We start from the raw sequence: 26,805 nt of genomic DNA, 5'->3' as shown, positions 1-26,805 counted from the left end.
GTCCCGCCTCCTCTGGCGCAATATCCGGGGAGAATTGGGGGCAGGCAGCGATGCAGGGCATTCAGGCGGATTGGGTGACGCTGCGGCTGTTCCTGGCGGCGGTGGAACTCGGCAGCATTACCCGCGCCGCGCTGCGCTGCGGCATCGCCAGCTCGGCGGCCGCCAAGCGCCTTCGTCTTCTGGAGGAAGCCTGCGGGCTCCCGCTCCTTCAGCGAGGGGCGCGCGGGGTGCGCCCGACCGTGGCGGGAGAAGCGGTCGCGCAACACGCGCGGGCGCTGTTCGACCTGTCGGCACGCATGGCGGATGACCTGCGGGCCTTCGCCGCCGGGGGCCAGGGGCATGTCCGGCTGCACGCGGCGTCATCCGTCATCGGCGGCCCCGACCTCGGCCCCCTGCTCGCCGCCTTTCTGGAGGAACGGCCGGGTATCCGCGTGGAACTGCGCGAGGCGGCGAGTTCCACCGTCCTGCACGACCTCATGGAGGGACGCGCCGACCTTGGCCTGATCACCGGCGCGGGCGAGGTGCCGGCGCCGCTGCAAAGCTGGCCATGGCGGCGGGACCAGCTCGTCGTGCTGGTGCCGCTGGGGCATGACCTCGCCTCCCGCCCCGGCCTGCATTTCGCCGAACTTCTGGACCACCCGCTGATCGGCGTGCAGGAGGGCGGGGCGCTGTCCCTCCTGCTGGAGGAGCAGGCCCAGAGGCTCGGCCGAAACCTGGCCTTCCGCTTCCATGTGGTGGGCACGGACGCGGCCCGCAGCCTCGTGGCGGCGGGGCTGGGCCTCACCGTCATGCCGGATGGCCTGGTGCGCGGCAGCCTGGAGCAGGCCGACCTGAAGGCGGTACCGCTGCGGGAGCCCTGGGCGCGGCGAAGCCTCCGCCTGGTCAGCCGGCCCACGGAGACCCTCCCCCCGCCTGCCCGGCTGCTGCGGGACCACCTGATGGCCAGCGTGCGCCAGCCGCGCACGCTGGCACCGCAAAATGGCGCTTCTGCCGCGTGATCCGCGGGGGCATGATGGCGCCATGAGGAACATGCCGGACAGGCCCACCGTGCTGGTGCGCGAAGTGGGACCGCGCGATGGGCTGCAGAACGCCCGCGCCATCATGCCGACCGAGGCGAAGCTGCGCTGGATCGCCGCCATGGTGGAGGCCGGGCTGCGGGAGATCGACGTGGCGAGCTTCGTGCCCCCCGCCGCGATGCCGCAGATGGCCGATGCCGCCGAGGTCGTGCGCGCCGTGCGCCAGAACCATCCGTCGGTGCACACCGTGGCCCTCGCACCCAACCTGCGCGGGGCGCAGAATGCCGCTGCCGCCGGGGCCCAGACCCTGCTGATCCCGGTCTCCGCCAGCGAGGCGCATAGCCGCTCCAACGTCCGGCGCAGCCGGGCGGAGCAGGTGGAGGCCTTCCGTGGCATCGTCGCATGGGCCCGCTCCCTGAACGGGGCGGCGCCGCGCATCGAGGCCGGCATTTCCACCGCCTTCGGCTGCTCGCTGCAAGGCGTGGTGCCGGAGGATGAGGTGCTGTCCCTCGCGGCGGAACTGGCGGAGGCCGGGGCCGATGTCATCGCCCTGGCGGACACGCTGGGCTATGCCAACCCGGCCAAGGTCCGGCGGCTGGTGCGGGCAGTGCGCGGCGTGGTCGGCGTGGAGCGCTTCGGCAACCTGCACCTGCACGACACGATGGGCACGGGCCTCGCGAATGTGCTGGCCGCGCTGGAGGAAGACGTGCGCGGCTTCGATGGCGCGCTGGGCGGGTTGGGCGGCTGCCCCTTCGCGCCAGGCTCGGTCGGCAACATCAACACCGAGGACCTCGTCTACCTGCTGGAATCTGAGGGCTTCGACACCGGCATCGACCTTCCGGCCCTGATCGCCGCGCGGGAGCCGCTGCGAGAGGGTCTGCCCGGCGAGCCCCTCTCCGGCCGCGTGGCCGCCGCCGGCATTCCCCGCACCTTCCAACCCGCGCGCCTTGCTGCCTGATGGAGCCGATCATGACTGAAACCACGAAGCCCGGCCCCCTGAGCGGCATCCGCGTGCTGGAATTCACCCACATGATCATGGGGCCGAGCTGCGCCATGGTGCTGGCCGATCTCGGCGCCGACGTGGTGAAGGTGGAGCCCGGTCCGGATGGCGACAACACGCGCCGCCTGATGGGGGCCGCCATCGGCTTCTTCCCCTCCTTCAACCGCAACAAGCGCAGCCTGAGCCTGGACCTGAAGCAGCCGGAAAGCCTCGACCTCGTCCGCAAGCTGGCAGCGCAGGCGGATGTGGTGGTGGAGAACTTCCGCCCCGGCGCCATGGACAAGCTCGGCCTGGGTTACGAGGCGCTCTCGGCGCTGAACCCGAAGCTGGTCTATTGCTCCTGCAAGGGCTTCCTGCCTGGCCCCTACGAGCATCGCGCCGCGCTGGACGAGGTGGTGCAGATGATGGGCGGCCTGGCCTACATGACCGGCCCGCCGGGTCAGCCGCTGCGGGCTGGCGCCTCGGTCAACGACATCATGGGCGGCCTGTTCGGCGTCATCGGCATCCTGGCCGCGCTGCGGGAGCGGGAGGTGACGGGCCGCGGCACCCATGTGCAGTCCGGCCTCTTCGAGACCAACATGGTGATGATGGCGCAGCACATGGCCGGCGCCGCCATCACTGGCCGCAACCCGCCGCCCTTCGCCGACCCCGCGATGCAGAAGCCCTGGTCGGTCTATGATGTTTTCGATAGCGCCGATGCGGGCGAGCAGGTCTTCGTCGGCGTGGTGACGGAGACGCAGTGGCGCGGCTTCTGCGAGGCCTTTGGGCTGCAGGAACTGCTGGCCGATCCGTCCCTGGCCACCCAGTCTAAGCGCGTGGCCGACCGGTCCCGCTACCTGCCGCGCGTCGCCGCCGTCTTCCGCAGCCTGCCCAAGGCCGAGCTGATGGCGCGCTGCGAGGCGCTGGGCGTGCCCTTCGCGCCGATCGCCCGCCCGGCGGACCTGTTCGAGGACCCGCATCTGCGCGCCTCCGGCGGGTTGCTCGACACCGAGCTGACCAGTGCCCAGGGCGCGCCGGGCGGCACGCCAGCGCAGCCGGCCGCAGGCCTGCCGGGGCTGCCCATCTCGCTCGATGGGCGCCGCATGGGCATCCGCCGCCAGCCGCCCCGGAGTGGCGAGCACAGCGCCGATATCGCGCGGGAGGCCGGGCTCAGCGAGGCGGAGATCGCCGCCATGGTGACTTCCGGCACGCTCTGGGCCGCTGACCTGCCGCTGGCGGCGGAATGACCACGCTCGCCCTGCCGGGGCGCATCCTCATCCTGTCCACCGATCCCGCCGCCATCGCGGCGCAGATCGATGGGCAGGACCTGGATCTGGCCTCGGCCGGGGCGCTGAGGGCCGAGGTCTCCACCGATGAGATCACCCCGCTGCCTTCCCTCGTCTATTTCGATGAGCGACTGGCGGAGCACGCCTATACGGGCGTGAAAGCCGGGGATGCGCTGCCCATCGGCGTTGGCGCGGTGCGGCAGGGGGGCTTTTCCGTCATGGTTGGCGGGGCGCGCTACGGCAAGGGCTCCTCGCGCGAGCATTCGCCGCTGGCGGAGCGGATGGCCGGCATCCGTCTTGTTATCGCCGAGAGCTTCGAGCGTATCTACCGCCAGAATGCCGACAATCTTGGCCTGTTCACCTCCACCGATCTCGGCCTTGTTGAGCGCATCCGTCGTGGCGAAGCCATTGAGGTGGAGGAGCTTGTCGCGGGCCGGGACCCCGTGGCCGCTGCGGTTCTCCGTGCCGGCGGGCTGCTGAACTATGGGCGCGAGCAGCTGGGTGTGGCGGCGCTGGCGGACCCGGCGCCGCAAGGGCCGCTGACCCTGGCCGAGAAGATCCTGGCGCGGCATGCCCTCGCTGTTCCTGGCATCGCCACGGGCCTGACGCCGGGGCAGAGCGCCTTCGTGCGGCCGGACTTCCGCTTCATCCACGACATCTACACGGCCATGTGCCGCTTCATGCTGCGCGAAGCCTTCGGCGAGGCCCTGGCGCTGCGCGACCCCGACAGCATCCTCACCTTCGAGGATCATTATTCCTACGCGCATCGCAGCATCGCCCATGTGGCGCGCGGCCTGCTGCCGCAGGTGCAGGCGCTGTCCGAAGCACATCGCGCCTTCGTCGCCGAGCACGGCCTGCGCGACCATGGCTACCTGGCTGGCGGTGAGGGTTCCCAAGGCATCTCCCATGCCCTGATGGCGGAACAATACGCGCTGCCCGGCCAACTCATCGCCGGCACGGATTCCCACACGCCCCATAGTGGCGCCCTGGGCTCCCTCGCATTCGGGGTGGGGACGACGGACATGGCCAATGCCATGACGACGGGCGCTGTCCGGCTCGCGGTTCCATCCGTGCTGCGGATCGAGCTGGAAGGCACCCTGCCGCGTGGCGTCACGGCGAAGGACCTGGTGCTGCATCTCCTCGCCCTGCCGGCCCTGCGTGCCGGGGAGGGCGTGGGCAAGATCTTCGAATTCGGCGGCCCCGGCATGGCGGCGCTGAACACCGACGAGCGCACCACCCTGACCAACATGACGGCCGAGCTTGGCGGCTTCAGCGGCATCGTCGAGCCGGACGAGGAAACGCGGCGCTTCCTGCGCGAGCGGCGCGGCATCGATGTGCCCATCGAGCCCTGGATGCGGAGCGACCTCGGGGCCAGCTATGCCGGCTGGATCACCGTCGATCTGGCCGGGCTCTCGCCCATGGTGGCGGCGCCGGGCGATCCGGGGCGCGGGCTGGACCTCAGCGCCCTTCCCTCTCCTGTGCGGGTCGACATCGCCTATGGCGGTTCCTGCACCGCCGGCAAGCGGGAAGATTTCGACCGCTATCATGAAGTGCTGGCCTGGGCAGCGGAGCGCGGGCTGCGCGTGGCGGACGGTGTGGAACTGTATCTTCAATTCGGCACGACTGCGGTGCGGGATTATTGCGAGGCCAAGGGATACCTGGACACCTTCGAAAAAGTCGGCGCCCAGCTTCTTCAGCCGGCCTGCGGCGCCTGCGCCAATTGCGGCCCAGGCACATCCACGCGCGCTGAACAGGTGACCGTCAGCGCCATCAACCGCAACTTCCCTGGCCGTGGCGGACCCGGCGGCGTCTGGCTCGCCAGTCCGCCGACGGTGGCCGCGAGTGCCATTGCCGGCAAGCTGATCTCCTTTGAAAGCTTGCAGGAGCACGCAGCGGCCGTTCAGGCTGCGGAGCAGGCTTAAGGTCAGTGCTGGTTGCTTTCTGAAGCCTCACGATCCTCAGGGCCCTCCTCCCGCCTCCGGGCGCGCAGGGGGATATAGGCTGCCAGATAGGCTTCCTTGGCCTGAACAGCCTCTTCCACCATCTCATCCGTCAGCCGGCCGTGCCGGATGTAGGACAAGGACCAGATGGCGTCGGTGATGGTCACCGAGATGGCAAGCTTTTCGATCAGAGATGGGTCTTCGGGGATCACGTAGTACTGGCGCAGCAGCTTGTACTGGTGCTGGCCGAATTGCCGGTTGGCGTCCAGATCCGCCTCCCTGATCCGCCCGGCGACATCGGCGCCGAGGAAGAGCCGCATGGTGGTCGGGTAGGCATCGTAGACACGGCGGCTACGCTGAATCAGCAACCGGATCAGTTCCGGCCAGCTGTCCGGCACCGTGGCGATGGGTTCCTCGTACACCGCCTCGAACAGGCTGTGGTAGCGTTGCGCCAAGCCCAGGAAGGCCGCCGTGCTGTTGGGGAAGTAATGGTAGACCGAGGCCAGCGGGGCCTTGGCCTGCCGCGCCACGTCCTGCAGGCTGATCAAGGCGGGCGGGCTATCGGCGAGCAGGGCATCCACCGCATCCAGCAGGGCTTCATAGCGCGACCGACCCCGGGCCCTCAGCGGCTGTCTCGGCATGTCTGGACGGGTTTCGGTCATGCGTATCCTGTCCTCCTCCGGGCCTCTGTCTAGCCGCTGAACAAAGTGATTGACAGCCTGACATCGCGATGCCGAAATCGAACTTAATCGATAAACGAAAGGTGGGACGGCATGGTGCGGAGTCTGTCGCAGGGAACGGCGCTGATGGAACGTGCCCGTGCCGTCATTCCCAACGGAATGTACGGGCACGAATCGGTCGGCTTGCTGCCGGAGGGCTACCCGCAATTCTTCGCCAAGGCGCGGGGCGCACGGCTCTGGGACGCCGACGGCAACGAGTACATCGACTATATGTGCGCCTTCGGGCCGAATTTATTCGGCTATGGACAGCCTGAGATCGAGGCGGCCGCCGATGCCCAGCGCGCGCTGGGCGACACCATGACCGGCCCCGCCGAGGCGATGATCGCCTTCGCCGAGGCCATGGTCGCACAGGTCAGCCACGCCGACTGGGCCATGTTCTGCAAGAACGGCACCGATGCCACCTCCATGGCCATCGCCACGGCCCGCGCCCATACAGGCCGTGGCAAGATCCTGGTCGGGCGCGGCGCCTATCACGGGGCTTCCGGCTGGGCGACCCAGCGCAGCAGCCGCGGCCTGATGCCGGAAGACAAGGCGCATGTGATCCACTTCCGCTACAATGACGCGGAAAGCCTTGCCGATGCCGCCCGCCAGGCCGGGGACGATCTGGCCGGCATCCTGGTCACGCCCTTCCGGCACGAGATCTTCCAGGACCAGTTCCTGCCGGACCCGGAATTCCTGCAGCTCGCGCGCCAGATCTGCGACCGGACGGAGGCGCTGCTGATCGTGGACGATGTGCGCGCCGGCTTCCGCCTGGACCGGGATTGCAGCATTGAGCAGTTCGGCGTTTCCCCCGACCTCAGTTGCTGGGGCAAGGCGATCGCCAATGGCCAGCCCATCTCCGCCCTGCTGGGCGTGGAGAAGGCGCGCCAGGCCGCCGGTTCCATCGTGGCCACAGGCTCCTTCTGGTTCTCCGCCGTGCCCATGGCGGCGGGCGTGGCGACGATGCGCAAGATCCGGGAGACGGATTACCTGGAGCACACCATCGCCATGGGGCAGGCGCTGCGCGACGGCTTGCAGCAGCAGGCGGCGGCGCATGGCTTCACCCTGCGCCAGACAGGCCCCGCGCAGATGCCGCAGATCCTGTTCGAGGAAGACCCGGATTTCCGCCTGGGCTATGCCTGGGTGGTCGAGGCGCTGGATCGCGGCGTCTATCTCAGCCCCTACCACAACATGTTTCTCTGCGCGGCGCTGACGGAGGCCGATATCCGCCTGACGCTCGACCGCACGGATGACGCCTTCGCGGCGCTGAAGGCGAAGCGGGACACCGTGAGGCCGCTGGAGAAGATCCAGCCCCTGGTTGCGGCCATCCGCGCCGCAAATCGCTGAGACGGGACGAGGCCAATGACCGAGACGGCAGAATCCCTGGCAGGCGCCTGGCTCGCGACCCTGGCGGAGCGCATCGCGCAGGGGGATGCGGCCGGCGCCGCCTCGCTCTTCGCGGCGGAGAGTTACTGGCGCGACCTGCTGCCCTTCACATGGTCCGTTGTGACCCTGGAGGGCCCGGACCAGATCCGCGCCATGCTGGAGGAAACCCTGCCCCGCGCCATGCCCACGGCCTTTCGGCTGGAGCCGGGCAGCGCGCGGCAGCAGGACGGCGTCACGGAGGCCTGGTTCCGCTTCGAGACCGGCGCGCTACGCGCCCGTGGCCACCTGCGCCTGAAGGACGGGCGGTGCTGGACGCTGCTGACGGCGGCGCTGGAGCTGAAGGGCCATGAGGAGAAGGCCGGCCGCGCGCGCGAGATGGGCGTGCGGCACGGCGCCGTTCCGGGCCGCAAAAGCTGGTTGGAACAGCGGCGCGAGGAGCATAGCGCCCTCGGCACGACGCGGCAGCCCGAGGTGCTGATCGTGGGCGGCGGCCAGGGCGGCATCGTGCTGGGCGCGCGGCTGCGCCGCCTGGGCGTGCCGGCACTGATCATCGATGCCCTTCCCCGCCCCGGCGATGCCTGGCGCCGACGCTACCGCACGCTCTGCCTGCACGACCCGGTCTGGAACATCCACCTCCCCTACCTGCCCTTCCCGGACCATTGGCCGGTCTTCACGCCCAAGGACCAGATGGGCGACTGGCTGGAGGCCTATGCCGGGCTGATGGAGCTGGACATCTGGAGTTCCACCCGGGCCGAGGGGGCGCGCTACGACGCGGCGCGGGGTGAGTGGGAGGTCGGCGTGGTGCGGGACGGCGTGCCTGTCACCCTGCGCCCGAAGCAGCTGGTGCTGGCCACCGGCATGTCCGGCGCGCCCCAGGTGCCGGCCTATGAGGGCGCGGAAAGCTTCCAGGGCGTGCAGTGCCATTCCAGCGCCTATCGCGGCGGCGAGGCCTATGCCGGCAAGCGCTGCGTGGTCATCGGCTCCAACAACTCGGCCCATGACATCGCCGCCGAGCTTTGGGAATGCGGCGCGCAGGTCACGATGGTGCAGCGCTCCTCCACTCTGGTGGTGCGCGCCGAGACGCAGATGCGGCACTTCGCCTACAAGCTCTATTCCGAGGACGCGCTGGAGGCCGGGATCGGCACGGAACAGGCCGACTTCATCGCCGCTTCCCGCCCCTATGCCCTGCTGCCCGCCATGCACCGGGCCATCTACAACCAGATCCGGCAGGAAGACGCGGAGTTCTACCGCCAACTGGAGGAAGCCGGCTTCATGCTGGACTTCGGCGAGGACGAGAGCGGCCTCTCGATGAAGTACCTGCGCCGTGGCTCGGGCTATTACATCGATGTCGGTGCCTCCGACCTCATCATCCGCGGCGAGATCAAGCTGAAAAGCCGCGTGAAGGTATCGCGCATCCTGCCCGAGGGCGTGGCGCTGGATGACGGCACCGTGCTGCCTGCCGACCTGATCGTCTACGCCACCGGCTTCGAGCCGATGGAAAGCTGGATCTCGCAGCTCATCTCTGAAGACACGGCCAGCAGGGTCGGGCATGTCTGGGGTCTTGGCTCGGGCACGCGGCGCGACCCGGGCCCCTGGTCCGGCGAATTGCGCAACATGTGGAAGCCGACGCGCCAGGAAGGCCTCTGGCTGCAGGGCGGCAACCTGGCGCAGGTGCGCTTCTATTCCCGCATCCTCGCCTTACAACTCAAGGCACGGATGGAAGGCATTCCTACCCCGGTGCACGACCCGAAGGTATTCCGCGAGGCCATGGCGGAGGCGAGCCTCTGACCCCGCCATGCGCGTCGCGAGGCCTCCGCCGCCCGCGCCCCGCCGCATGAAGCCTGTTGGCCCCCCACTGCACCTGAACGGAGACACGCCATGACGAATGCGGAGCTGGGCTTCCTGCCGGCGAGCGAACTGCTGTCCCTCTACCGGAGCAAGGCGCTCTCGCCCGTCGAGGTCACGGAGGCGGTGCTGGGGCAGATCGAGCAGGCCGAGCCCCGCATCAATGCCATGGCCCGCACGACGCCGGACCTCGCCCGCGCGGCGGCACGGGAGTCCGAGGCGCGCTGGTTGCGGGGTGAGGCCCGCCCGCTGGAGGGCGTGCCCGTCACCATCAAGGATCTGCAACACACCAAGGGCATCCGGACCGATTTTGGCACGCATATCCTGGCGGGCAGCGTGCCGGATGTGGACGTGCCCTGCGCGGCGCGCCTCTTCGAGGCCGGCTGCGTCATGCTGGGCAAGACCACCTCCTCCGCCGAATGGGGCTGGAAGGGCGTCAGCCAGGCGCCGGTCTATGGCATCACCAGCAATCCGTGGAAGCAGGGCTACAACGCGGGCGCTTCGTCTTCCGGCGCCGGTGCCGCCACGGCGGCGGGCTATGGGCCGTTGCACCAGGGCGGCGACGGTGCAGGCTCCATCCGCATGCCGGCGCATTTCAGCGGCATCTATGGGCTGAAGCCGACGCATGGGCGCGTGCCGAACTGGCCGATGTCCAACAACGACCTGGCGACGCATATCGGGCCGATGACGCGCACGGTGACGGATGCGGCGCTGATGCTCCGCACCATGGCTGGCCCGCACCCCTGGGACTATACCTCGCTGGAATCCACGCCGCCGGATTATGCCGCGCAGCTTGCCGCCGACCTGCGCGGCAAGCGTGTCGCCTTCAGCCCCGATCTCGGCCATGCCCGCGTGGACCCGGAGGTCGCCGCCCTCGTCGCGCGCGCCGTATCCGCCTTCGAGGAGATGGGCGCGGTGGTGGAGCAGGTGACGCCGGCCTGGGGCAAGGAGGGGCCGGAGCTGTCCCGCTTCTTCTGGCCGGCCACCTTCAGCGGACGGCTGAAGTACCTCCCGGAATGGGAGGATAAGATGGACCCTGGCTTCGTCGCCATGATCCGCACAACGGAGAACTATACCGTGTCGCAGTTCATGACGATGCGGGAGCGGCGCTTCAACTACTGCAACGCCATCCATGACTTCATGGAGGATTACGACTTCCTGCTGACTCCTGCGGTCAGCGTCGCGGCCTTCCCGGCCGACCGCCTGCAACCGGAGCACTGGCCGCAGCACCCCTGGGACTGGCTGATGTGGGCGGAGTTCAGCTACCCCTTCAACTGGTCCGGCAGCCCCGCCGCCAGCATTCCCTGCGGCTTCACCGCGGCCGGCCTGCCGGTCGGCCTGCAGATCGTCGGCCGCCGCTTCGACGACCTTGGCGTGCTGCAGGCTAGCGCCGCCTTCGAGGCCGCGCACCCCTGGGCGCAGCACCGCCCTCCCCTGGCCGCCCCGACACGAGAGACACTGCCTACCGCCTGAACCCCACCCCACCAGGAGAGACCACCATGAAGCGACGCGACATGTTCAAGGCGACGGCCGCGTTCGGCGCCGCATCGCTGGCCGTGCCTTCCATCTCCCGGGCGCAGGGGGCCAATGTGCTCCGCTTCGTGCCGGCGGCGGATCTCACCCTGGTGGACCCGGTGTTCAACACCGCCCTTGTCACCCGCACCCATGGCATGCTGGTCTTCGACCAGCTCTATGGGCTGGACGAGCACTTCAACCCGCAGCCGCAGATGGTGGAAGGCCATGTCATCGAGGATGACGGCAAGACCTGGAAGATCACGCTCCGCGAAGGGCTGATGTTCCACGACGGCACGCCGGTGCTGGCGCGGGACTGCATCGCCAGCATTGACCGCTGGACCAAGGCGGATGTGCTCGGCCGCAATATCCGCGCCCTGACGCAGGAGATGAACGCCCTCTCCGACCGCGTGCTGGAGATCCGGCTCAGCAAGCCCTTCCCGCTGCTGGCCACCGCGCTGGCCAAGCCTTCCTCCTTCTGCCCCGTCATGCCGGCGCGCCTGGCCAGCCAGCCGCCGACGACGCAGGTGACCGAGGTGGTGGGCAGCGGCCCCTTCCGCTGGGTGGCGGAGGAACGGCTCGCCGGTTCTCGCACCGTGTACCGGCGCTTCGATGGCTACAAGCCGCGCCCCAATGGCACGCCGAGCTTCCTGGCCGGGCCGAAGATCGCGTATCTGGAGCGGGTGGAATGGCATACCCTGCCCGATGCCGCGACCGCCGCCGCCGCCTTGCAGCAGGGCGAGGTGGACTGGTGGGAAAGCCCGGCACCCGACCTCGTGCCCCTGCTCCGCCGCCGCGACAATATCGCGGTGGAGGTGAAGGACCGTGCCGGCACCATGGGCATGATCCGCTTCAACCACCTGCAGCCGCCCTTCGATAATCCCGCGATCCGCCGCGCCTTCCTCGCCGGCATCAACCAGACCGACTACATGACGGCGGTGATGGGCAGCGACACCTCGCTGTGGAACGCGCGCTGCGGCTTCTTCCTGCCCGGCAGCCCGCTCGCCTCCGAGGACGGGCTGGAGGCGATGAACGGCGCCCCCAATTACGACAAGGTCAAGCGCGATCTGGAAGCCGCCGGCTACAAGGGCGAGCGCGTGGTCTTCATGGTGCCCACCGATTTCGCGGTGCTGAACGCGCAGAGCGAGATCGCGGGCGATATGTTCCGCCGTGTCGGCCTCAACCTGGATTACCAAGCCTCCGACTGGGGCTCGGTGGCCAGCCGCCTGCCCAACCAGGGCGGGCTGGACAGCGGCGGCTGGAGCGTCTGGGCCAATATCATCCCCGGTGTCATCGCGCTCAATCCCGCCACGCAATCCTATGTGCGGGGCCCCGGCAAGAGCGGCACCTATGGCTGGCCGGAACTGCCGAAGGTGGAGGCGCTGCGCGACCAGTTCATGGACGCGCAAAGCCCGGAGGAACAGAAGCGGCTGACGCGGGAATTGCAGATCCAGGCCTTCCAGGACGTGCCCTACCTGCCGACCGGGCTTTATTTCCAGCCCACGGCATACCGCAAGAACATCACCGGCATCCCGGCCGGCTTCCCGCTGTTCCACAACGTCCGCAAGTCCTGACGCCTGCATGCTCGTCAACGACCCGGCGGCGGCGCACTGGCCCTTCGATCCATCGCGGCTCGACCTGGCGCTGGAGTTCCGCCGCCGGCCGCGTGGCCCGCACGGCGATGCCTTGCAGAAGCTGCTGCACCGCATGCGCTGGGCGGGTGACCCAGCGGAGGAAGGGCGCTGGATCCTGGTGGTGGTGGAGCCGAACCGCCGCTGGATGCTGGCGCAACTGCCGCGCCATCGGGGGCAGCCTGTGCGTACCCTGCCCAACCAGGTCTTCACCTCCCTGGCCGAGGCGGAGTGGGAGATTTTCAAGCGGCGCTGGGCGGCCCTGGCCGGGGCGCCGCTTCCCGAGGAGATCGCCGGCGGCGGCGCCGGCACATGAGGCGAGAGCAAGCTGTGATGCCGGTTCCCGGTACGGTCGATACCACCTCCATCCTGGGCTATGCCTGGCCGCTGGCTGTCTCCGCGGGGGAGGAGGTGCGCTTTCACCTATCCAGCCCGGCGCTGGATCTGGCGGAAGCGGCGGTGGCCCGCGTGCGCTGCGCCGACCCTGACCCGAATGGCCCTGGGCTGAAGCTCACCTTCCCCGGCACGCCCATCGACGGGCCGGTGCCGCTGCGGAACCAGCCGCTCCATCCCGGCTCCTGCGGCATCGTGGCCGATGCGCCGGCGCTGACGGCCTTCTCCGGCTTCACCGTGGGCACCTTCCTCTGGCCCACCGCCCCCGGCGCCGAATACAACGGGGCGGCGGCGCAGACGGTGCTGGCGCGCTGGTGCGAGGCCGAGGGGTGTGGCTGGCGCCTTGGGCTGGACGCTGAAGGACGGCCGGAGTTCATCGTCTCGGATGGCGGCCAGAGCTGGCGGGCCGTCTCGCCCCATCCCCTGGCTGAGCGCGAATGGGTGCTGATCGGCGGCAGTTGGGACCCCGCCGCGCGCGAAGTCCGGATCATGGCGCGCAGCCTGGACCCACAGGCCGGGCGGGACCGTTCCGCCGATATCGCCGCACCCGGCCCGGCAGCGCTCTCCTGGCCCATGGATACGGCACTGACCATGGCAGGCCATGCGGCGGCGCAGGGTCCCTCCCCGCGCGTGCTGGGCCTCCTCGACGGCAAGCTGGACCGCCCTCGCCTCTATGGTGCCCCCCTGCCGCTGGATGCGCTGCACCGCCTTTGCGAGGCCCAGCGCCCGTCACCGGGCGACCCGCTGCTGCTGGCCGCCTGGGACTTTTCCGACGGCATCCCCACCGACCGGCTGCATGACCTCTCGGCCAACCGGCTGGATGGCCTGCTGCGCCAGATGCCGGCGCGCGCCATGACCGGCGCGAACTGGGATGGCAGCACGCGAAGCTGGACTGAGGCGCCCTGGCAATACGGCGCCATCCACTTCCACCGGGACGACATGGCCGATGCCGGCTGGGCCGCCGACCTTTGCCTGACTGTTCCGGCCAACTGGAAGCCCGGTTTCTATGCCCTGCGCCTGCGCGCGCGGACCGACAGCCCGGAACCGGTGGAGAGTTTTGTCGCCTTTTTTGTGCGCGCGCCTGTTGGCCGGCCCTCGTCGCGCCTTGCCTTCGTCGCCAGCACCGCGACCTTCCTCGCCTATGCCAACAGCGCGCTGCGGCTGGACCAGGTGCACGCGGAAGCCATGCTGGAGGGCGTGATCGCGCTCTCCCCAGACGACGTGTACCTGCAGAGCCACCGCGAACTCGGCCTCTCCACCTACGACACGCATAACGACGGCAGCGGCTGGACCATCAGCAGCGGTGCCCGCCCGATCCTGAACATGCGGCCGCGCGGCGCCGTGTTCAACTATGGCAACGACACCCATGTCCTCGACTGGCTGGAGCATTTCAGCCAAGACTATGACATCGTCACGGACGAGGACATCGACCGCCACGGCGTGCAGGTGCTGCGGCCCTATGCCTGCGTCATCACGGGCTCCCACCCGGAATATGTCTCGCGCCCCATGCTGGATGCCTTCGACGCTTATCAGCGTGGCGGCGGCCGGCACATGTATCTCGGCGGCAATGGCTTCTACTGGCGCATCGCCTTCCATCCCACGCGGCCGCATACCATGGAGGTGCGGCGCGGCATGATCGGCCTGCGCACCTGGGAAGGCGAGGCCGGCGAGGACAGCCTGGCCTTCACCGGGGAGCCTTCCGGCACATGGCGTACCAATGGCCGCCCGCCGCAGCGCTTGGTGGGCGTCGGCTTCGACGCGCAGGTCTTCACGGCATCGGCGCCTTACCGCTGGCTTGAGGCGGCGCGGGACCCGGCCCTGTCCTGGCTGACGCAGGGCATCGACCTGGATGCGCCGCTGGGCGATTTCGGCCTGCGCGGCAACGGGGCCGCCGGCATCGAGGTGGACCGGGTGGAACCCACGCTGGGCTCCCCGCCAGATCTCGTCTGGCTCGCCACGGCCGACCAGCTGGGCTACGGCGGCGTGCCGGTGCCCGAGGAATTCCGGACCCTGCACCGGGGCCTGATGGGCGACCAGAACGCCAGGGTGCGGGCCGATCTTGTCTTCTTCCCGACGGCGGGCGGCGGCGCGGTATTCTCCACAGGGTCGATCGCTTATAGCTGCGCGCTCACCTGCAATGATTATGAGAACAACGTCAGCCGCCTGACCCTCAACGTCCTGCGGCGCTTCCTGGACCCAAGGCCGTTCTGAAGCAGCCTTTCCCAACCGACTGATCCGAGGCGTCCGGGCGCCACGGAAATCCTCGCCCGATGATCCGGCGGCAGGTGCGATAGCTCAGGGCGGGTTCTCACGCTTCCCCAGGCACCGCGTGGAGGGAGACGCGGGCGCCCGCCCTTGGGCGAGCACCCGCGATCCGGCTCTCAGCCCGCTTCCGCCGCCAGCGCCGCGGCGACCCGGCTGGCGAAGGCCACCGGGTCACGCGGCGTGTCGCCATCCTGCACGCGGGCCAGGTCCAGGAGCAGGCCTGCCGTTTCCGCCAGGTCTGCCCCGGCGCCGGCACGCTCCGCCAGCCGGCGGATCAGGGGATGGCGCGGGTTCAGTTGCAGCACCGCCCGGTCGGGGCCGAAGGCGCGGCCAGCGCGGCGCAGCAGCCGCTGCATCTGCAGGTCAGGCCCGCCCGCCTCGGCGGCCAGCACCACGGCGCTGCCCACCAGCCGGTCCGTGGCCTGCACGTCCGCCACCTCGTCCTTCAAGGCGTCCTTCAGCAGCGGCAGAAGCGGGGCCAGATCGGCAGGCTCCGCCGCAGCCTCTCCTTCCAGCGGCAGCTTGGAGAGGTCGATATCGCCCTGGGTGATGCTGCGCAGCGGCTTGCCGTCGAAGCTGTCCAGCCGCTCCGGCCAGAAGGCGTCGATCTGGTCGGCCAGCAGCAGCACCTCGACGCCACGGGCCTTGAAGCCCTCCAGCTGAGGCGACTTGGCCAGGGCATCCGTGCTGTCGCCGGCAAGGATGTAGATCGCCTCCTGTTCCGGCTTCATCCGGCTGACATACTCGGCCAGCGAGGTCCAGCCCTCCACCGCCGAGGAGCGGAAGCGCAGCAGCCCGGCCACGTCCTGCCGGTGCTCGGCATCCTCCCAGACGCCTTCCTTCAGCACGATGCCGAAGTTCTCCCAGAATTTGGCATAGTCCTCGGCGTCCTTGGCGCGGGACTTCAGCTCGGACAGCACGCGGTTGGTCACGGCCTTGCGGATGCGGCCCAGCACCGGGGTGGCCTGCAGCATCTCGCGGGAAACGTTCAGTGGCAGGTCCTCGGTATCCACCACGCCATGCACGAAGCGCAGCCAGGGCGGCAGCAGCTTGGCGTCCTCGGTGATGAACATGCGACGGACATGCAGGCGCAGCGGGCTCTCACGCTCCCCTTCCACCACCTGGAAGGGCTTCATGCCGGGGATGAACAACAGCGCGCTGAAATCCACCGCACCTTCGGCCCGCCAGTGCAGCGTGGCCCAGGGCTTGTCGAAGGTGTGGGCGACATGGCGGTAGAAGTCGGCGTATTGCTCCTCGGTGATCTCCGACTTCGGCTTACGCCAGAGCGCCGTGCCCTCGTTGGCCGGCTCCTCCTGCCCGTCCCGCACCACCGTGATGGGGATGGTGATGTGGTCGGCCCACTTGCGGATGATGGTCTGCAGCCGGATGGGCTCCAGGAACTCCTCCGCATCGGACTTGATGTGCAGCACGATGTCCGTGCCGGCTTCATCGCGCGTGGCGGGGGCCAGGGTATACTCGCCCCGGCCTTCGGAGGCCCAGGTCCAGGCTTCCTCGGTACCGGCGCGGCGGGAGGTCACCTCCACCCGGTCCGCCACCATGAAGGCCGAGTAGAAGCCGACCCCGAACTGGCCGATCAGGCTGGGCTTCTCGGCCGCCGGGGCATCGGCCAGCGACTTGGCGAAAGCCAGGGTGCCGGAGCGGGCGATGGTGCCCAGATGCTGCGCCAGTTCCGCCTTGCTCATGCCGATGCCGGGATCGGAGAGCGTCAGGGTCCGGGCGGCCTTGTCCGGGATGATGCGGAGCTTGGCCTCGCCCGGCAGCATCAGGGCCGGATCGGTCAGCGCCTCGAAGCGTCGGCGGTCCACCGCATCGGCGGCGTTGGCGACCAGTTCACGAAGGAAGATCTCACGCTCCGAATACAACGCGTGGACCACGAGATCGAGCAGGCGCCCCACTTCGGCGCCAAATTCATGCCGCTCCAAGGCTTCGCTCACAATGCATCTCCCTCTAGGTTCAGGCTCAGCGCGGCGCGATATGAGAGATCAGCGGCCGCCTTTCAACGGCTCAGTGCGCGGAAACCTTAGCCTTGACCATGAAGCCGGTTTGCCTTCGCCTGCAGCCTGACGGGTCCTCCCTGGGCGCTGCTCCAGAACAGCGCGGCCTGTGAGTTTACTTCGCCTTCGATGAAAGCCGCGGCTATCACGCTTCAACCGCTTTCCTCGGAAGACGGTGCCACACCGAGCCTGGCCCGGCGCGTGTCCCGTGCTCGTTCCAGAGATGCCGCTTTGCGGCGTTCCTGCCGCAGCACCTCGATCGTCGGCTGCCACCAGCCGCGCGCAAGGTCGGCTGGCCCGGGTGGTGTTCGTGCAGGCCATGCCTGAACCAGCTCGGCATGGCCGGGTCTGCGCCATGTCGCCCAGACAAGTGTGGCTGCTCCGGCGCTGACGTTGGGATAGAAGCGAGCAGCGATCAGAGGCTCGACCAACTCGCCGGTGACGGCCTCGAAGATGATGCAACCCACATGGGTCATCACCACGCGGCCAAGTGGTGGCAGAGCATCCTCCGGCACAGGATACCGGTTCCGGCGGCGCTCGGCGGCTTCGGCGCGCCTGTCAGCATGCTCGGGAGAGGTCTTGCGGCTTTCCTCGCGTTTTCGCCGCTCTTCAGGCTCGGCGCGGCGGGCGGCGGCTTCTATGGCAGGCCAGCGCTTCTGCAACTCCCCGAACGAACGGAATGGCACCCGCCAGGCCTTCAATGTCGGGTCCCACCGGGCCCAGGGCACGGCCCGCAACTCGGCGATGGCTGTTCGGGAATACGGGGTCCGGATTACAAAGCCGTCAGCAACCTCCAGATAGGGGCTTGCAATGGGCTCGAAGGTGAAGGCGTCGCGGCCGCGCGCATCGGCATAGGCCAGCACGCCCGACCATTCACGGCTCATCCACTTGGTCAGGCGTTGTTCCGCGCGTGTGCCCGGCACGAACCAGGCGCCTAGGTCGTCGCGCCACCGGGCTTGCGGGAAGGCCTTGCGGAACCGCTCCACGGTCATGCGGTCGTATGGGAAGGCAGCCGTAGCTCCTGGCGCACCATCGCCGGCATCTTGCTGCGTTGCGCTGAACTCCACCGTCTCGTCAGCCACCCGTCATTCCCTTATGGTCACGTAGCCTGCAGTGATCCTGCCGTCCGCCTCCTCCGCCAGCATACCAGCCCCCCACGCCGCCGCGGCACTGTCGGTGCGCCGGCAGGCTTGCGTCAGGCAGGCGCTGAACGCCGGGCTGGATCATGCCCCTGGCTGAAGCAGAGATCAGGGCGGCAGCCGTAACATCGTCAACCCAGGAACAATCTACCACCTTTGCGCCATGGCGTGTGGCGCTCCGCCAGGGCTAGCCTCTGGTGCAATACCAAGACTGCATGCTTCAGAATTCTGCCGGGGATGTGATTGCCGCTTCAGCAGCGTCAAGCCGGGAGGTCGTGCATGAACAGCGCACCGATAGCGTCACCCGACACTGGCTCGGTGACCAAGGGCACGGCGCCCGTGGCCACGGGCAATGTGCTGACGAATGACCGCGACGCCGAGGGCGACCCGCTGCGCGTCACCGCCATCAATGGCCAGGCGGCCAAGGTGGGCACCGCCCTGGCCGGCACCTACGGCACCCTGCTGCTCGGCGCCGACGGCAAGTACACCTACACGCTGGCCAGCAACCAGGCCAATGTCCAGGCGCTCAGCGCCGGCCAGGTGGTCACCGAAACCTTCCGCTACACCCTGTCCGACGGGCAGTCGCATCTGGTGCAGCAGCCAGGGCCCTGGCAGAACCTGCTCACATACTCCGAGGCCTTCAACAACGCCGCCTGGAGCCGCTTCGCCGTCTCGGGCGCGCTTCCGGCCGTCACGGCCGACGTGGCCGCCACCCCCATCGGCAGCGGCAACACCGCCGAGCGCCTGACGCTTTCCGGCGCCAACAGCGGCATCTTCGAGAATGCCGCCGTGTCCGGCCAGCACACCTTCAGTGTCTGGATGCGCCTGGCCAGCGGCGATGGCAACTTCAGCTTCAACTACTACAACGGCAGCAGCAACAGCCTGCAATCCGCCGTCGCCACCGGCGAGTGGCAGCGCTTCACCTGGACCTTCACCGGCAATGGCTCCAGCAGCGGCAATGTCGCGCTGATGCACAATGCCAGCCAGGCGGCCACCGGCGTCTTCGAGGTCTGGGGCGCGCAGCTCAACCCCGGCGCCACCGCGCAAAGCTACCTGGCCACCACCACCGCACCTGTCACCATCGCCAATCCCACGCCTGTCGAAGAGGTCGTCTCCTCCACACTCACCCTCACCATCCGGGGGAACACCGATCCAGGAACCCTGAGCTTTGCTACATCTAGTCGCGGCGTTGTCGCTGATCTTACGAGCCATGACTGGAGCCATCCCATCGCCCTCATGCCTTTGGGCGATTCCCTCACCTATGGTTGGCGGCGCGAGGATGATCTTGGCCAGAGCGGCGCGTCCAACGGCTACCGCAACCCGTTGTGGTGGAAATTCGCAGCGCAACATATGCTGATTGACTTCATCGGTCCGCAGAGCTCTGGTTCAGCCAAGCTTCCAGACCCTGACCACGCCGGCTTTCCAGGCGAGCGCGCAGATCAGCTGGCGCTACGCGTCAATAGTCTGATGCAACCGGTGCCGGGCATTCTGGCCGAAGGCGATCCAGTGTCTATCCTGCTGATGGCCGGCACCAATGATATCACGCAGGAGAGCGCACCACAGAACACCATTGGTCAGGAAATCCGTAGCATTCTCAACAGTGTTGCGAAGGTGAGTCCACTTGTTCACGTCTATGTCGCGACCTTGCCGCCGATTTCATCCGCGCACACGGACCCGAACAAGGTCACGAGCGTGAATGCGGCCATCACGGCTTCAGTCCAGAAAGCGATGGCTGAAGGCCTCAACGTCAGCCTGCTGTCCATGAGCAACCTCACGCTCTCCGACCTCTATGAAGGCAAGCATCCAAGTGAGGCCGGTTACGTCAAAATGGCACAGAACTGGTTCAACGCCATTCTCGCTTCGCAACCCGAGCATGGCGGCACACCGGGCGGAACCGCGCATGCGATCGATACGGGTATCCATGACCTGGTGGGCAGCAGTTTCAACGACCTGCTGATCGGTGATCTGGGGCCGAACCGATTGACGGGCGGCAATGGCAACGACAGGCTCCTGGGCGGCGGCGGCGTGGATACGCTGATGGGTGGCGCCGGCCGCGACCAGTTTGCCTTCGAAGCCGTCAGCAGCACCGTCACCATCGCGGATTTCAAAGCAGCCGATGCAGATGCTTTGGTCTTCCAGAAGTTCGCCGGCCTCACCAGTTTCAGCAATATCGCTGGCCAAGTGAGTCATACGGCCAGTGACACCATCATCGATCTGCACTCCCTCGGGTTTGACGTGAAGATCACGCTGGCAGGCTTCACCGGCACCCTCAACGACGGCAATGTCTGGTTCTCCTGAAGGCAGGCTTCCGCAAGCTCCCTCTGGATGTGACTGGTGCGGTACAGCAAGCCGGCCATGGAACTCGCAGTCCGCAGGCGCCTGACCGTGAGCTGCCAGTCATGCAGCCTGGGTCAAGCCCTCCCTCAGCCGCTGCATGACAGCTGCCTGATGCTATAATCAGGCCCAGGAGGTTCGTGGCTGATATCATCATCCATCGCCATGATCCCGGGATCGTGAGCGGAAGCAGGCCGGATCTTCCTCTCCAAGCAGCTTAAGATCACCAAAAGGATGGGAGGCAGCTATGGCGAGAGACTTCCGGCGAACGCATCTGGATGGGCACGCGCTTCATCCGCAGACTCAGATGACGGCCTTTGGTTATGACCCCACGCTGTCGGAAGGCGCGGTCAAGCCTCCTGTCTTCCTGACCTCCACCTTCGTCTTCGACAGCGCTGAACAGGGCGCCGAGTTCTTCGATGTCGTGGCAGGACGTAAGCCGGCGCCTACCGGAATGGGCGCGGGAGGATTGGTCTATTCCCGCTTCAACCACCCCAACCTGGAGATCGTGGAGGACCGTCTGGCGATCTACGACCATGCCGAGACCGCACTCGTCACCGCTTCGGGCATGGCGGCGATCAGCGCCGTCGCACTGAGCTACCTCCGGCCGGGCGACAGCATTGTGCACTACACGCCACTCTATGGCGGAACGGAAACCCTGCTCGGCAAGGTCTTCCCCCAATGGGGCATCCACCCCTTCGCCTTCACGGACGGGGCAAGCGCCGAGGCCCTGGAGGAGGCGCTCGGCGAGGCGGCACGGCAGGGGCCAGTCAAGATGGTCTACCTCGAGACCCCCGCCAACCCGACGAACGCCTTGACGGATCTGGCACTGGTGCGACAGACCGTGGATCAATGGTCGCGCGGCTCCGGCCAGCGCCCGATCATCGTCTGCGACAACACGATGCTTGGCCCGGTCTTCCAGCAGCCGCTCGATTTCGGGGTGGATATCTGCGTCTACTCTCTCACGAAATATGTTGGCGGCCATTCCGACCTCGTGGCGGGCGGCATCACCGGCTCCCGCGACATGCTGCGGCCCGTGCGTCAGACCCGCTCGGCCTATGGCTTCCAGCTCGACCCGCATTCCTCCTGGATGCTGTCGCGCTCGATGGAAACCCTGTCGCTGCGCATGGAACGCGCTGCGGAGAGCGGCAGGAAGGTCGCGGCCTGGCTTGCCACGAACCCGCATATTCCCTGCAAGGTGCTGCATCCTGAGCATCCCGCCTCCGAGCGGGACCGCGCCATCTACGCGCGCCAGTGCTCGGGGCCGGGTTCAACCTTCTCCTTCGTGGTCGCGGATGACCGGCCGCTCGCCTTCCGCATCCTCAATCCTTTGCAGATCTTCAAGCTTGCGGTGTCGCTCGGCGGCACGGAATCCCTCATCTGCCATCCGGCATCGACAACGCATTCCGGTGTTCCGGCGGAGGCGCGCAGCATGAGCGGCGTCAATGAGGGGCTCATCCGGCTGTCCGTCGGGCTTGAGCATCCGGACGACCTGATCCGTGACCTCGACCAGGCATTCAGGCGCGCGGCAGCCAATGCGCCACAGGCAGTCCTTTCAATAGCCCAGGGAGCAGGGCCTTGACCTTCTCGTGCCCAAGGGCTTCAGCCTGTGTAGCCTGTCACAGCCATCCGCGTTCCCGGAAGCCGGCCAGATCCACGCCGCTTGGCGCATACCAGCCGCCGGGCCGGTAACGGGCGCCCATCTTCAGGGCCGCCTCCTTGTTGCCGAACGGAATGTTCAGCGGCGTGTCGCCATCCGGCAATTCCGCAGCCTGGCTGGCTTTCACGCCACGGCTCGCCGGCTTGCTGCGGACTGGCGGGCCGGCCTGCGTGGCGCGCTTGGACGCACCCTTCCGCTTCCGGGGCGCGTGGGCTGGCGCAGTTCCGGCATCGGCACCTGCCTGGTCTGGCGATCCGGCTTTACTCGGCATTGTATCCGCGGCGCTCCCTCCGTCCCTCTTGGGCGCATGCTGGTCCAGAAAGCTGCGGCAGAGGGCGCCCGAGGCCGTATAGCCACGCGGCGGCTTGATGCCTTTCTGCCGCGCCAGGCTATCCACGAAGCGCTTCATCGCGGCCGTGGGCGGCCGGTCGGAGCCCCCTGGCCTGGCTGACCCGCCGAGAAGCGCGGGAGCCAGAGCCCCCACCCCTTCCTGCAACTGCGCGATGATGCGGCTGGCCTGGGCACAGACGGCATCGATCGCGCTTCCCATGTCCTGCTGCCCCACCAGAACCTCGTCCAGCAGCCGCTCCATCTGCGCCGTCACGCCGGGATCGACCAGCGCGGGGTCCGCCCGCTCCAGCACCGCGTGCAGCGACAGGCCCCGCTCCGTCGGAACGATGTGCTTGCCCTCGATGGTGAGGAAGTCCTGTGCCTTGAGGCCACGGATGATCTCGGCACGGGTCGCGGGCGTGCCGATCCCCTTGGCCTCCTTCAGCCGCTCCTGCAGGGCCTCGTCCTCCACGAAGCGCCAGGCATTCTGCATGGCCTCGATCAAGGTGCCCTCGTTGTAGCGCGGCGGGGGGCGGGTTTCCTTGTCCTCGACAGCGGCATCGTGCAGTCGCGCTTCCTCGCCATGGCGGAGCGCGGGCAGAAGCTGCGCGTCCTCGCCCTTTTCTTCCGCCGGTTGCCATTCGGGGAAGGCTGCGCGCCAGCCCAGGTCGATCGGCTGCCGCCCCGAGGCCCGGAACTGGTGGCCGCCCACGTCCAGGGTGGCCGTTGTCTGCCGGTAGCGGAAATCCGGCATCATGGCCGCAAGGTAGGAGCGGGCGATGATGTCGAACAGCTTCCGCTCGTCGGCCGAGAGGCGCGGCCAAGCCTCTCGCAGCGTATCCACGGTGTTCACGTTGGGAATGATGGCATGGTGGCTGGCACCCTCCAGGCCCTTGTCGTGGAAGGCGCCGCTGGCACCCCGGCGGATCACCGCCGGGTCGGGTACCGGAATCTGGCTGAAGGCGCGGCCGACCCGCAGCCCCGCCACGATCCGGGGCACGTCGGGGATCAGGTTTTCCGGCAGGTAGCGCGTCTCGGCCCGGGGATAGGTGATGACCTTCTTGCCCTCACCGTCATAAAGCTGCTGCGCGACCTCCAGCGTCCGCGCCGCGGACCAGCCGAAGCGGGAACCGCACAGCTTCTGCAGGGAGGGCAGGTCATGCAGCCGCGGCGGCCCCTGGCGCTTGTCCTCGACCTTCACGGCAAGCGGGCCCTGGAAGCCCTCAGCCAATGCCGCGATGGCCTCGGCATCCTCGCGCTTCAGGATCCGGTCCTTCGGCGCGTGCCGCATCCGCAGCCGGCCCTCGGAGACCTCGGCCGTCGCCACCACCTCGAAATAGGGCTGTGGCACGAAGTGGCGGATCTCGAGCTCACGCCGGCAGACAATGGCCAGGGTCGGTGTCTTGACCCGCCCGACCCCGATCACCGTGCGTGCCCCACGCGCCAGGGTCACGGTGGCGGTGCGGGTCAGGGACAGATTGTAGATCTGGTCGGCCTGGCGGCGTGCCACGGCGGCCGCATAGAGGCGGGCATATTCGGCATTGGGGCGGGCCTTCGCGAAGGCATCCTGGATGGTCCGGGGGTCCTGGGCGGTGAAGATCACCCGCATCACCCGGCCGCGGTACTTCAGGTGCTCCAGGATCTCCTGGCCGATCAATTGCCCCTCACGGTCGCAGTCCGTGGCGAGCCAGACGCATTTGGCGCTCTTCAGCGCCGCCTGGATGGCCTTGAGCTTGGAGGCCTTGTTGCCTCCGGAAGCAGGCTTGGTGCCGTAGAGGCCATCCGGCCGCAACAGCACCGCCGACCAGCGCTTCCAGGCCGGCACCGCTTCTTCCGGCTCCACCAGGTCGAACAGATGGCCTTCCGCCGGCAGGACCACGCCGTAGCGGCCCCCGATGGCGGCCCGTACGTCCTTGGCCTGGCTGGACTTTTCGGTAATGACAAGCTGGTCGGTCATGGGCACCCTTCGGATGTTCTCTAAAGGTTCCAAAGCCGGCCTGCCAGTCCCATCTTGAGGGGCAGCCCGGCAGCAGTGGCAATACCGGCATGGCTGCGCCACGCTTCCCTGGGCTTTTGATGAACCGATCTGAGGGCCGATGGCCGCTGCGACCGTCCAATCCGCACCCACCGAGGCCCTGGCAGGGCTGGTCGAGCGGATCACCTACCACAATGCCGAGAATGGCTTCTGTGTCCTGCGGGTGAAGGCCAGGGGGCACAAGGACCTGGTCACGGTGGTTGGCCATGCCGCCACGATCACGGCCGGCGAGTGGGTCCAGCTCTCGGGCAGCTGGGTCAACGACCGCAGCCATGGCCTGCAATTTAGGGCGCAATTCCTGAAGGCGAGCCCGCCCACCACCCTGGAAGGCATCGAGCGCTATCTCGGCTCCGGCATGATCCGCGGCATCGGCCCGGCTTATGCGAGGAAGCTGGTGCGGGCCTTCGGCGAGGCGGTCTTCGACCTCATCGAGGCGGAGCCGGGCCGGCTGCGGGAGGTGACGGGCATCGGCCCCCGGCGCGCGGCCCGCATCGTCGCGGGCTGGGCCGAGCAGAAGGTGATCCGCGAGATCATGCTGTTCCTGCACGCCCATGGTGTCGGCACCTCGCGAGCCGTGCGGATCTACAAGACCTATGGCGTCAATGCCGTGCAGGTCATCACCGAGAATCCCTACCGCCTCGCCCGCGACATCCGCGGCATCGGCTTCCGCACGGCCGACCTCGTGGCGCAGAAGCTCGGGATCGAGCCCACGACCACCATCCGGGTGCGGGCCGGCATCTCCTTCGCGCTGGCCGAGGCCACCGGCGAAGGGCATTGCGGCCTGCCCGTGGAGGAGCTGACCGCACAGACCGCCGCCTTGATCGTGGTGCCCCCGCCCCTGATCGAGGCCGCGCTGAAGCTGGAACTCGAAGCCGGCGAGGTGGTCGCCGATACGCTGGAGGGCGAGCGCTGCGTCTTCCTCGCCGGCCTGTACCGGGCTGAGCAGGTGATCGCGGAACGGCTGAAAACTCTTGCCGCGGGGCAGCCGCCCTGGCCCGCCATCGACGCGGAACGCGCCATCCCCTGGGTGGAAGGCAAGACCGGCCTTTCCCTCGCGCCCAGCCAGCGGCAGGCCCTTGGGCTCGCGCTCCGCTCCAAGGCGCTGGTCATCACCGGCGGGCCCGGCGTGGGCAAGACGACACTGGTGAATTCCATCCTGCAGGTTCTGCGGGCCAAGGGCGTGCAGGTGGTGCTCTGCGCGCCCACCGGCCGTGCCGCCAAGCGCCTGACGGACAGCACGGGGCTGGAAGCCCGCACCATCCACCGCCTGCTGGAGGCCGACCCCAAGACCGGCGGGTTCAAGCGGAGCGAGGAACGCCCGTTGGAATGCCAGCTCCTGGTGGTGGACGAGACCTCGATGGTCGATGTCCCCCTCATGCGGGCCTTGCTCCGGGCATTGCCGGACGAGGCCGCCCTGCTGCTGGTGGGCGACGTGGATCAGCTTCCGTCGGTGGGGCCGGGGCAGGTGCTGGCGGATATCATCGGCGCCGGGACCCTGCCGGTGGTCCGGCTGACCGAGGTGTTCCGGCAGGCGGCTGAAAGCCAGGTCATCGTCAATGCCCATCGGATCAACCAGGGCCGGATGCCCGAGCTGCGCCAGGCCGAGGGGTCGGACTTCTACTTCGTGAATGCGGCCGACCCGGAGGAAGGGGTGCGCAAGCTGCTGGCGGTGGTGCGGGAGCGTATCCCTGCCCGCTTTGGGCTGGACCCCGTGCGGGATATCCAGGTGCTATGTCCCATGAACCGCGGCGGACTCGGGGCGCGCGCGCTCAACATCGAGTTGCAGAAGGCGCTGAACCCGCCGGGGGAGCTGCGGGTGGAGCGCTTCGGCTGGACCTTCTGCCCCGGGGACAAGGTCATGCAGGTGGCGAACGACTATGACCGGGAGGTCTATAACGGCGACCTCGGCATCATATCGCGCCTCGACCTCGAGGAAGGAGAACTCACGGTCCGGTTCGAGGAGCGCGAGGTCGTTTATGGTTTCGGCGAGCTGGATGAGCTGGTCCTGGCCTATGCCACCACAGTCCACAAGGCGCAGGGATCGGAATACCCTGCCGTGGTGATCCCGCTCACCACCCAGCACTACACCATGCTGGCCCGGAACCTGCTCTACACCGGTGTGACGCGGGGCAAGCGGCTGGTCGTGCTGGTGGGCCAGCGGCGCGCGCTGGCTATCGCGGTTGGAAACAAGAACACGCGGCGGCGGTGGTCCAAGCTCAAGGAGTGGATGCAGGACGGTCCTCTGCGGCCCGTATCCGGGTGAGACGCTCGGCGGGCCAGGCCCATGCGGCCGCCTGGCACCGGCAGGACGTTTCCTGGC

17 protein-coding genes are annotated in these 26,805 nt (G+C 68.2%); 13 read left to right on the top strand and 4 right to left on the bottom strand.

Going from position 1 to position 26,805, the window contains the following annotated elements; translation table 11 throughout:
• Nucleotides 1-50: 50 nt before the first annotated feature.
• Genes EBE87_RS19090 through EBE87_RS19075 form a run of 4 tightly spaced genes read left to right on the top strand, consistent with a single transcriptional unit; the run spans nt 51 to nt 5,203 of the window.
• A complete protein-coding gene (locus EBE87_RS19090; RefSeq protein ID WP_120636327.1) occupies nt 51-998 on the top strand; it encodes a LysR family transcriptional regulator in 948 nt (315 codons plus the stop codon).
• Nucleotides 999-1,020: 22 nt separating this feature from the next.
• Nucleotides 1,021-1,974 (top strand): hydroxymethylglutaryl-CoA lyase, encoded by a 954-nt coding sequence (locus tag EBE87_RS19085; RefSeq protein WP_120636343.1) that lies wholly within the window; start codon nt 1,021-1,023, stop codon nt 1,972-1,974.
• An 11-nt stretch (nt 1,975-1,985) separates the two neighbouring features.
• Nucleotides 1,986-3,242 carry a CaiB/BaiF CoA transferase family protein gene (locus tag EBE87_RS19080; RefSeq protein ID WP_120636344.1) on the top strand — a complete coding sequence of 419 codons (1,257 nt, stop codon included), beginning with the start codon at nt 1,986-1,988 and terminating at the stop codon, nt 3,240-3,242.
• Entirely contained in the window at nt 3,239-5,203 is a 1,965-nt protein-coding gene (locus EBE87_RS19075) for an aconitase family protein (protein WP_120636326.1), read from the top strand. Before EBE87_RS19080 ends, EBE87_RS19075 begins: the two co-directional genes overlap by 4 nt.
• Before the next feature lie 2 nt (nt 5,204-5,205).
• Here EBE87_RS19075 and EBE87_RS19070 read toward each other — a convergent pair whose 3' ends face one another.
• The gene (locus EBE87_RS19070; RefSeq protein ID WP_147425904.1) at nt 5,206-5,883 is read right to left on the bottom strand and encodes a TetR/AcrR family transcriptional regulator; all 678 of its coding nucleotides are present in this window, start codon (nt 5,881-5,883) and stop codon (nt 5,206-5,208) included.
• Between the two features lie 144 nt (nt 5,884-6,027).
• On the opposite strand from EBE87_RS19070, the gene EBE87_RS19065 reads away from it, so the two are divergent.
• The 6 genes from EBE87_RS19065 (at nt 6,028) to EBE87_RS19040 (ending at nt 14,918) form a co-directional block, all read left to right on the top strand.
• Nucleotides 6,028-7,287 carry an aminotransferase class III-fold pyridoxal phosphate-dependent enzyme gene (locus EBE87_RS19065; RefSeq protein WP_233552953.1) on the top strand — a complete coding sequence of 420 codons (1,260 nt, stop codon included), beginning with the start codon at nt 6,028-6,030 and terminating at the stop codon, nt 7,285-7,287.
• Nucleotides 7,288-7,302: 15 nt separating this feature from the next.
• Complete coding sequence (locus EBE87_RS19060; RefSeq protein WP_120636323.1) at nt 7,303-9,114, top strand: flavin-containing monooxygenase; 1,812 nt, start codon at nt 7,303-7,305, stop codon at nt 9,112-9,114.
• Nucleotides 9,115-9,204: 90 nt separating this feature from the next.
• On the top strand, nt 9,205-10,644 hold the full coding sequence (locus EBE87_RS19055; RefSeq protein ID WP_120636322.1) for an amidase family protein: 1,440 nt from the start codon (nt 9,205-9,207) through the stop codon (nt 10,642-10,644).
• 26 nt (nt 10,645-10,670) lie between these two features.
• The gene (locus EBE87_RS19050; RefSeq protein ID WP_120636321.1) at nt 10,671-12,257 is read left to right on the top strand and encodes an ABC transporter substrate-binding protein; all 1,587 of its coding nucleotides are present in this window, start codon (nt 10,671-10,673) and stop codon (nt 12,255-12,257) included.
• A gap of 7 nt (nt 12,258-12,264) precedes the next feature.
• Entirely contained in the window at nt 12,265-12,630 is a 366-nt protein-coding gene (locus EBE87_RS19045) for a hypothetical protein (RefSeq protein WP_120636320.1), read from the top strand.
• Between the two features lie 17 nt (nt 12,631-12,647).
• Nucleotides 12,648-14,918: a N,N-dimethylformamidase beta subunit family domain-containing protein gene (locus EBE87_RS19040; RefSeq protein WP_120636319.1), complete on the top strand. Its 2,271-nt coding sequence runs from the start codon at nt 12,648-12,650 to the stop codon at nt 14,916-14,918.
• A 170-nt stretch (nt 14,919-15,088) separates the two neighbouring features.
• Here EBE87_RS19040 and htpG read toward each other — a convergent pair whose 3' ends face one another.
• Both htpG and EBE87_RS19030 read right to left on the bottom strand, forming a co-directional pair.
• Nucleotides 15,089-16,927 (bottom strand): molecular chaperone HtpG, encoded by a 1,839-nt coding sequence (gene htpG, locus EBE87_RS19035; RefSeq protein WP_120636318.1) that lies wholly within the window; start codon nt 16,925-16,927, stop codon nt 15,089-15,091.
• Nucleotides 16,928-17,139: 212 nt separating this feature from the next.
• Nucleotides 17,140-18,069 (bottom strand): hypothetical protein, encoded by a 930-nt coding sequence (locus tag EBE87_RS19030; RefSeq protein ID WP_199707011.1) that lies wholly within the window; start codon nt 18,067-18,069, stop codon nt 17,140-17,142.
• A 336-nt stretch (nt 18,070-18,405) separates the two neighbouring features.
• Here EBE87_RS19030 and EBE87_RS19025 point away from each other — a divergent pair, with 336 nt between their 5' ends.
• Both EBE87_RS19025 and EBE87_RS19020 read left to right on the top strand, forming a co-directional pair.
• A complete protein-coding gene (locus tag EBE87_RS19025; RefSeq protein ID WP_120636317.1) occupies nt 18,406-20,424 on the top strand; it encodes a phage head spike fiber domain-containing protein in 2,019 nt (672 codons plus the stop codon).
• A 283-nt stretch (nt 20,425-20,707) separates the two neighbouring features.
• On the top strand, nt 20,708-22,042 hold the full coding sequence (locus EBE87_RS19020) for a cystathionine gamma-synthase family protein (protein WP_120636316.1): 1,335 nt from the start codon (nt 20,708-20,710) through the stop codon (nt 22,040-22,042).
• A 37-nt stretch (nt 22,043-22,079) separates the two neighbouring features.
• Here the strand turns inward: EBE87_RS19020 and EBE87_RS19015 are convergent, their stop codons facing one another.
• Nucleotides 22,080-24,407 carry a type IA DNA topoisomerase gene (locus tag EBE87_RS19015; RefSeq protein ID WP_120636315.1) on the bottom strand — a complete coding sequence of 776 codons (2,328 nt, stop codon included), beginning with the start codon at nt 24,405-24,407 and terminating at the stop codon, nt 22,080-22,082.
• Nucleotides 24,408-24,546: 139 nt separating this feature from the next.
• Between EBE87_RS19015 and recD2 the strand changes: the two genes are divergently transcribed.
• The gene (gene recD2 / locus EBE87_RS19010) at nt 24,547-26,748 is read left to right on the top strand and encodes an SF1B family DNA helicase RecD2 (RefSeq protein WP_120636314.1); all 2,202 of its coding nucleotides are present in this window, start codon (nt 24,547-24,549) and stop codon (nt 26,746-26,748) included.
• Nucleotides 26,749-26,805: the final 57 nt, after the last annotated feature.

The organism is Teichococcus wenyumeiae (assembly GCF_003696345.1).
GTDB lineage: Bacteria > Pseudomonadota > Alphaproteobacteria > Acetobacterales > Acetobacteraceae > Pseudoroseomonas > Pseudoroseomonas wenyumeiae.
The sequence above is the reverse complement of the archived record's forward strand: the minus strand, read 5'-3'. Positions and strand labels throughout refer to the sequence as shown.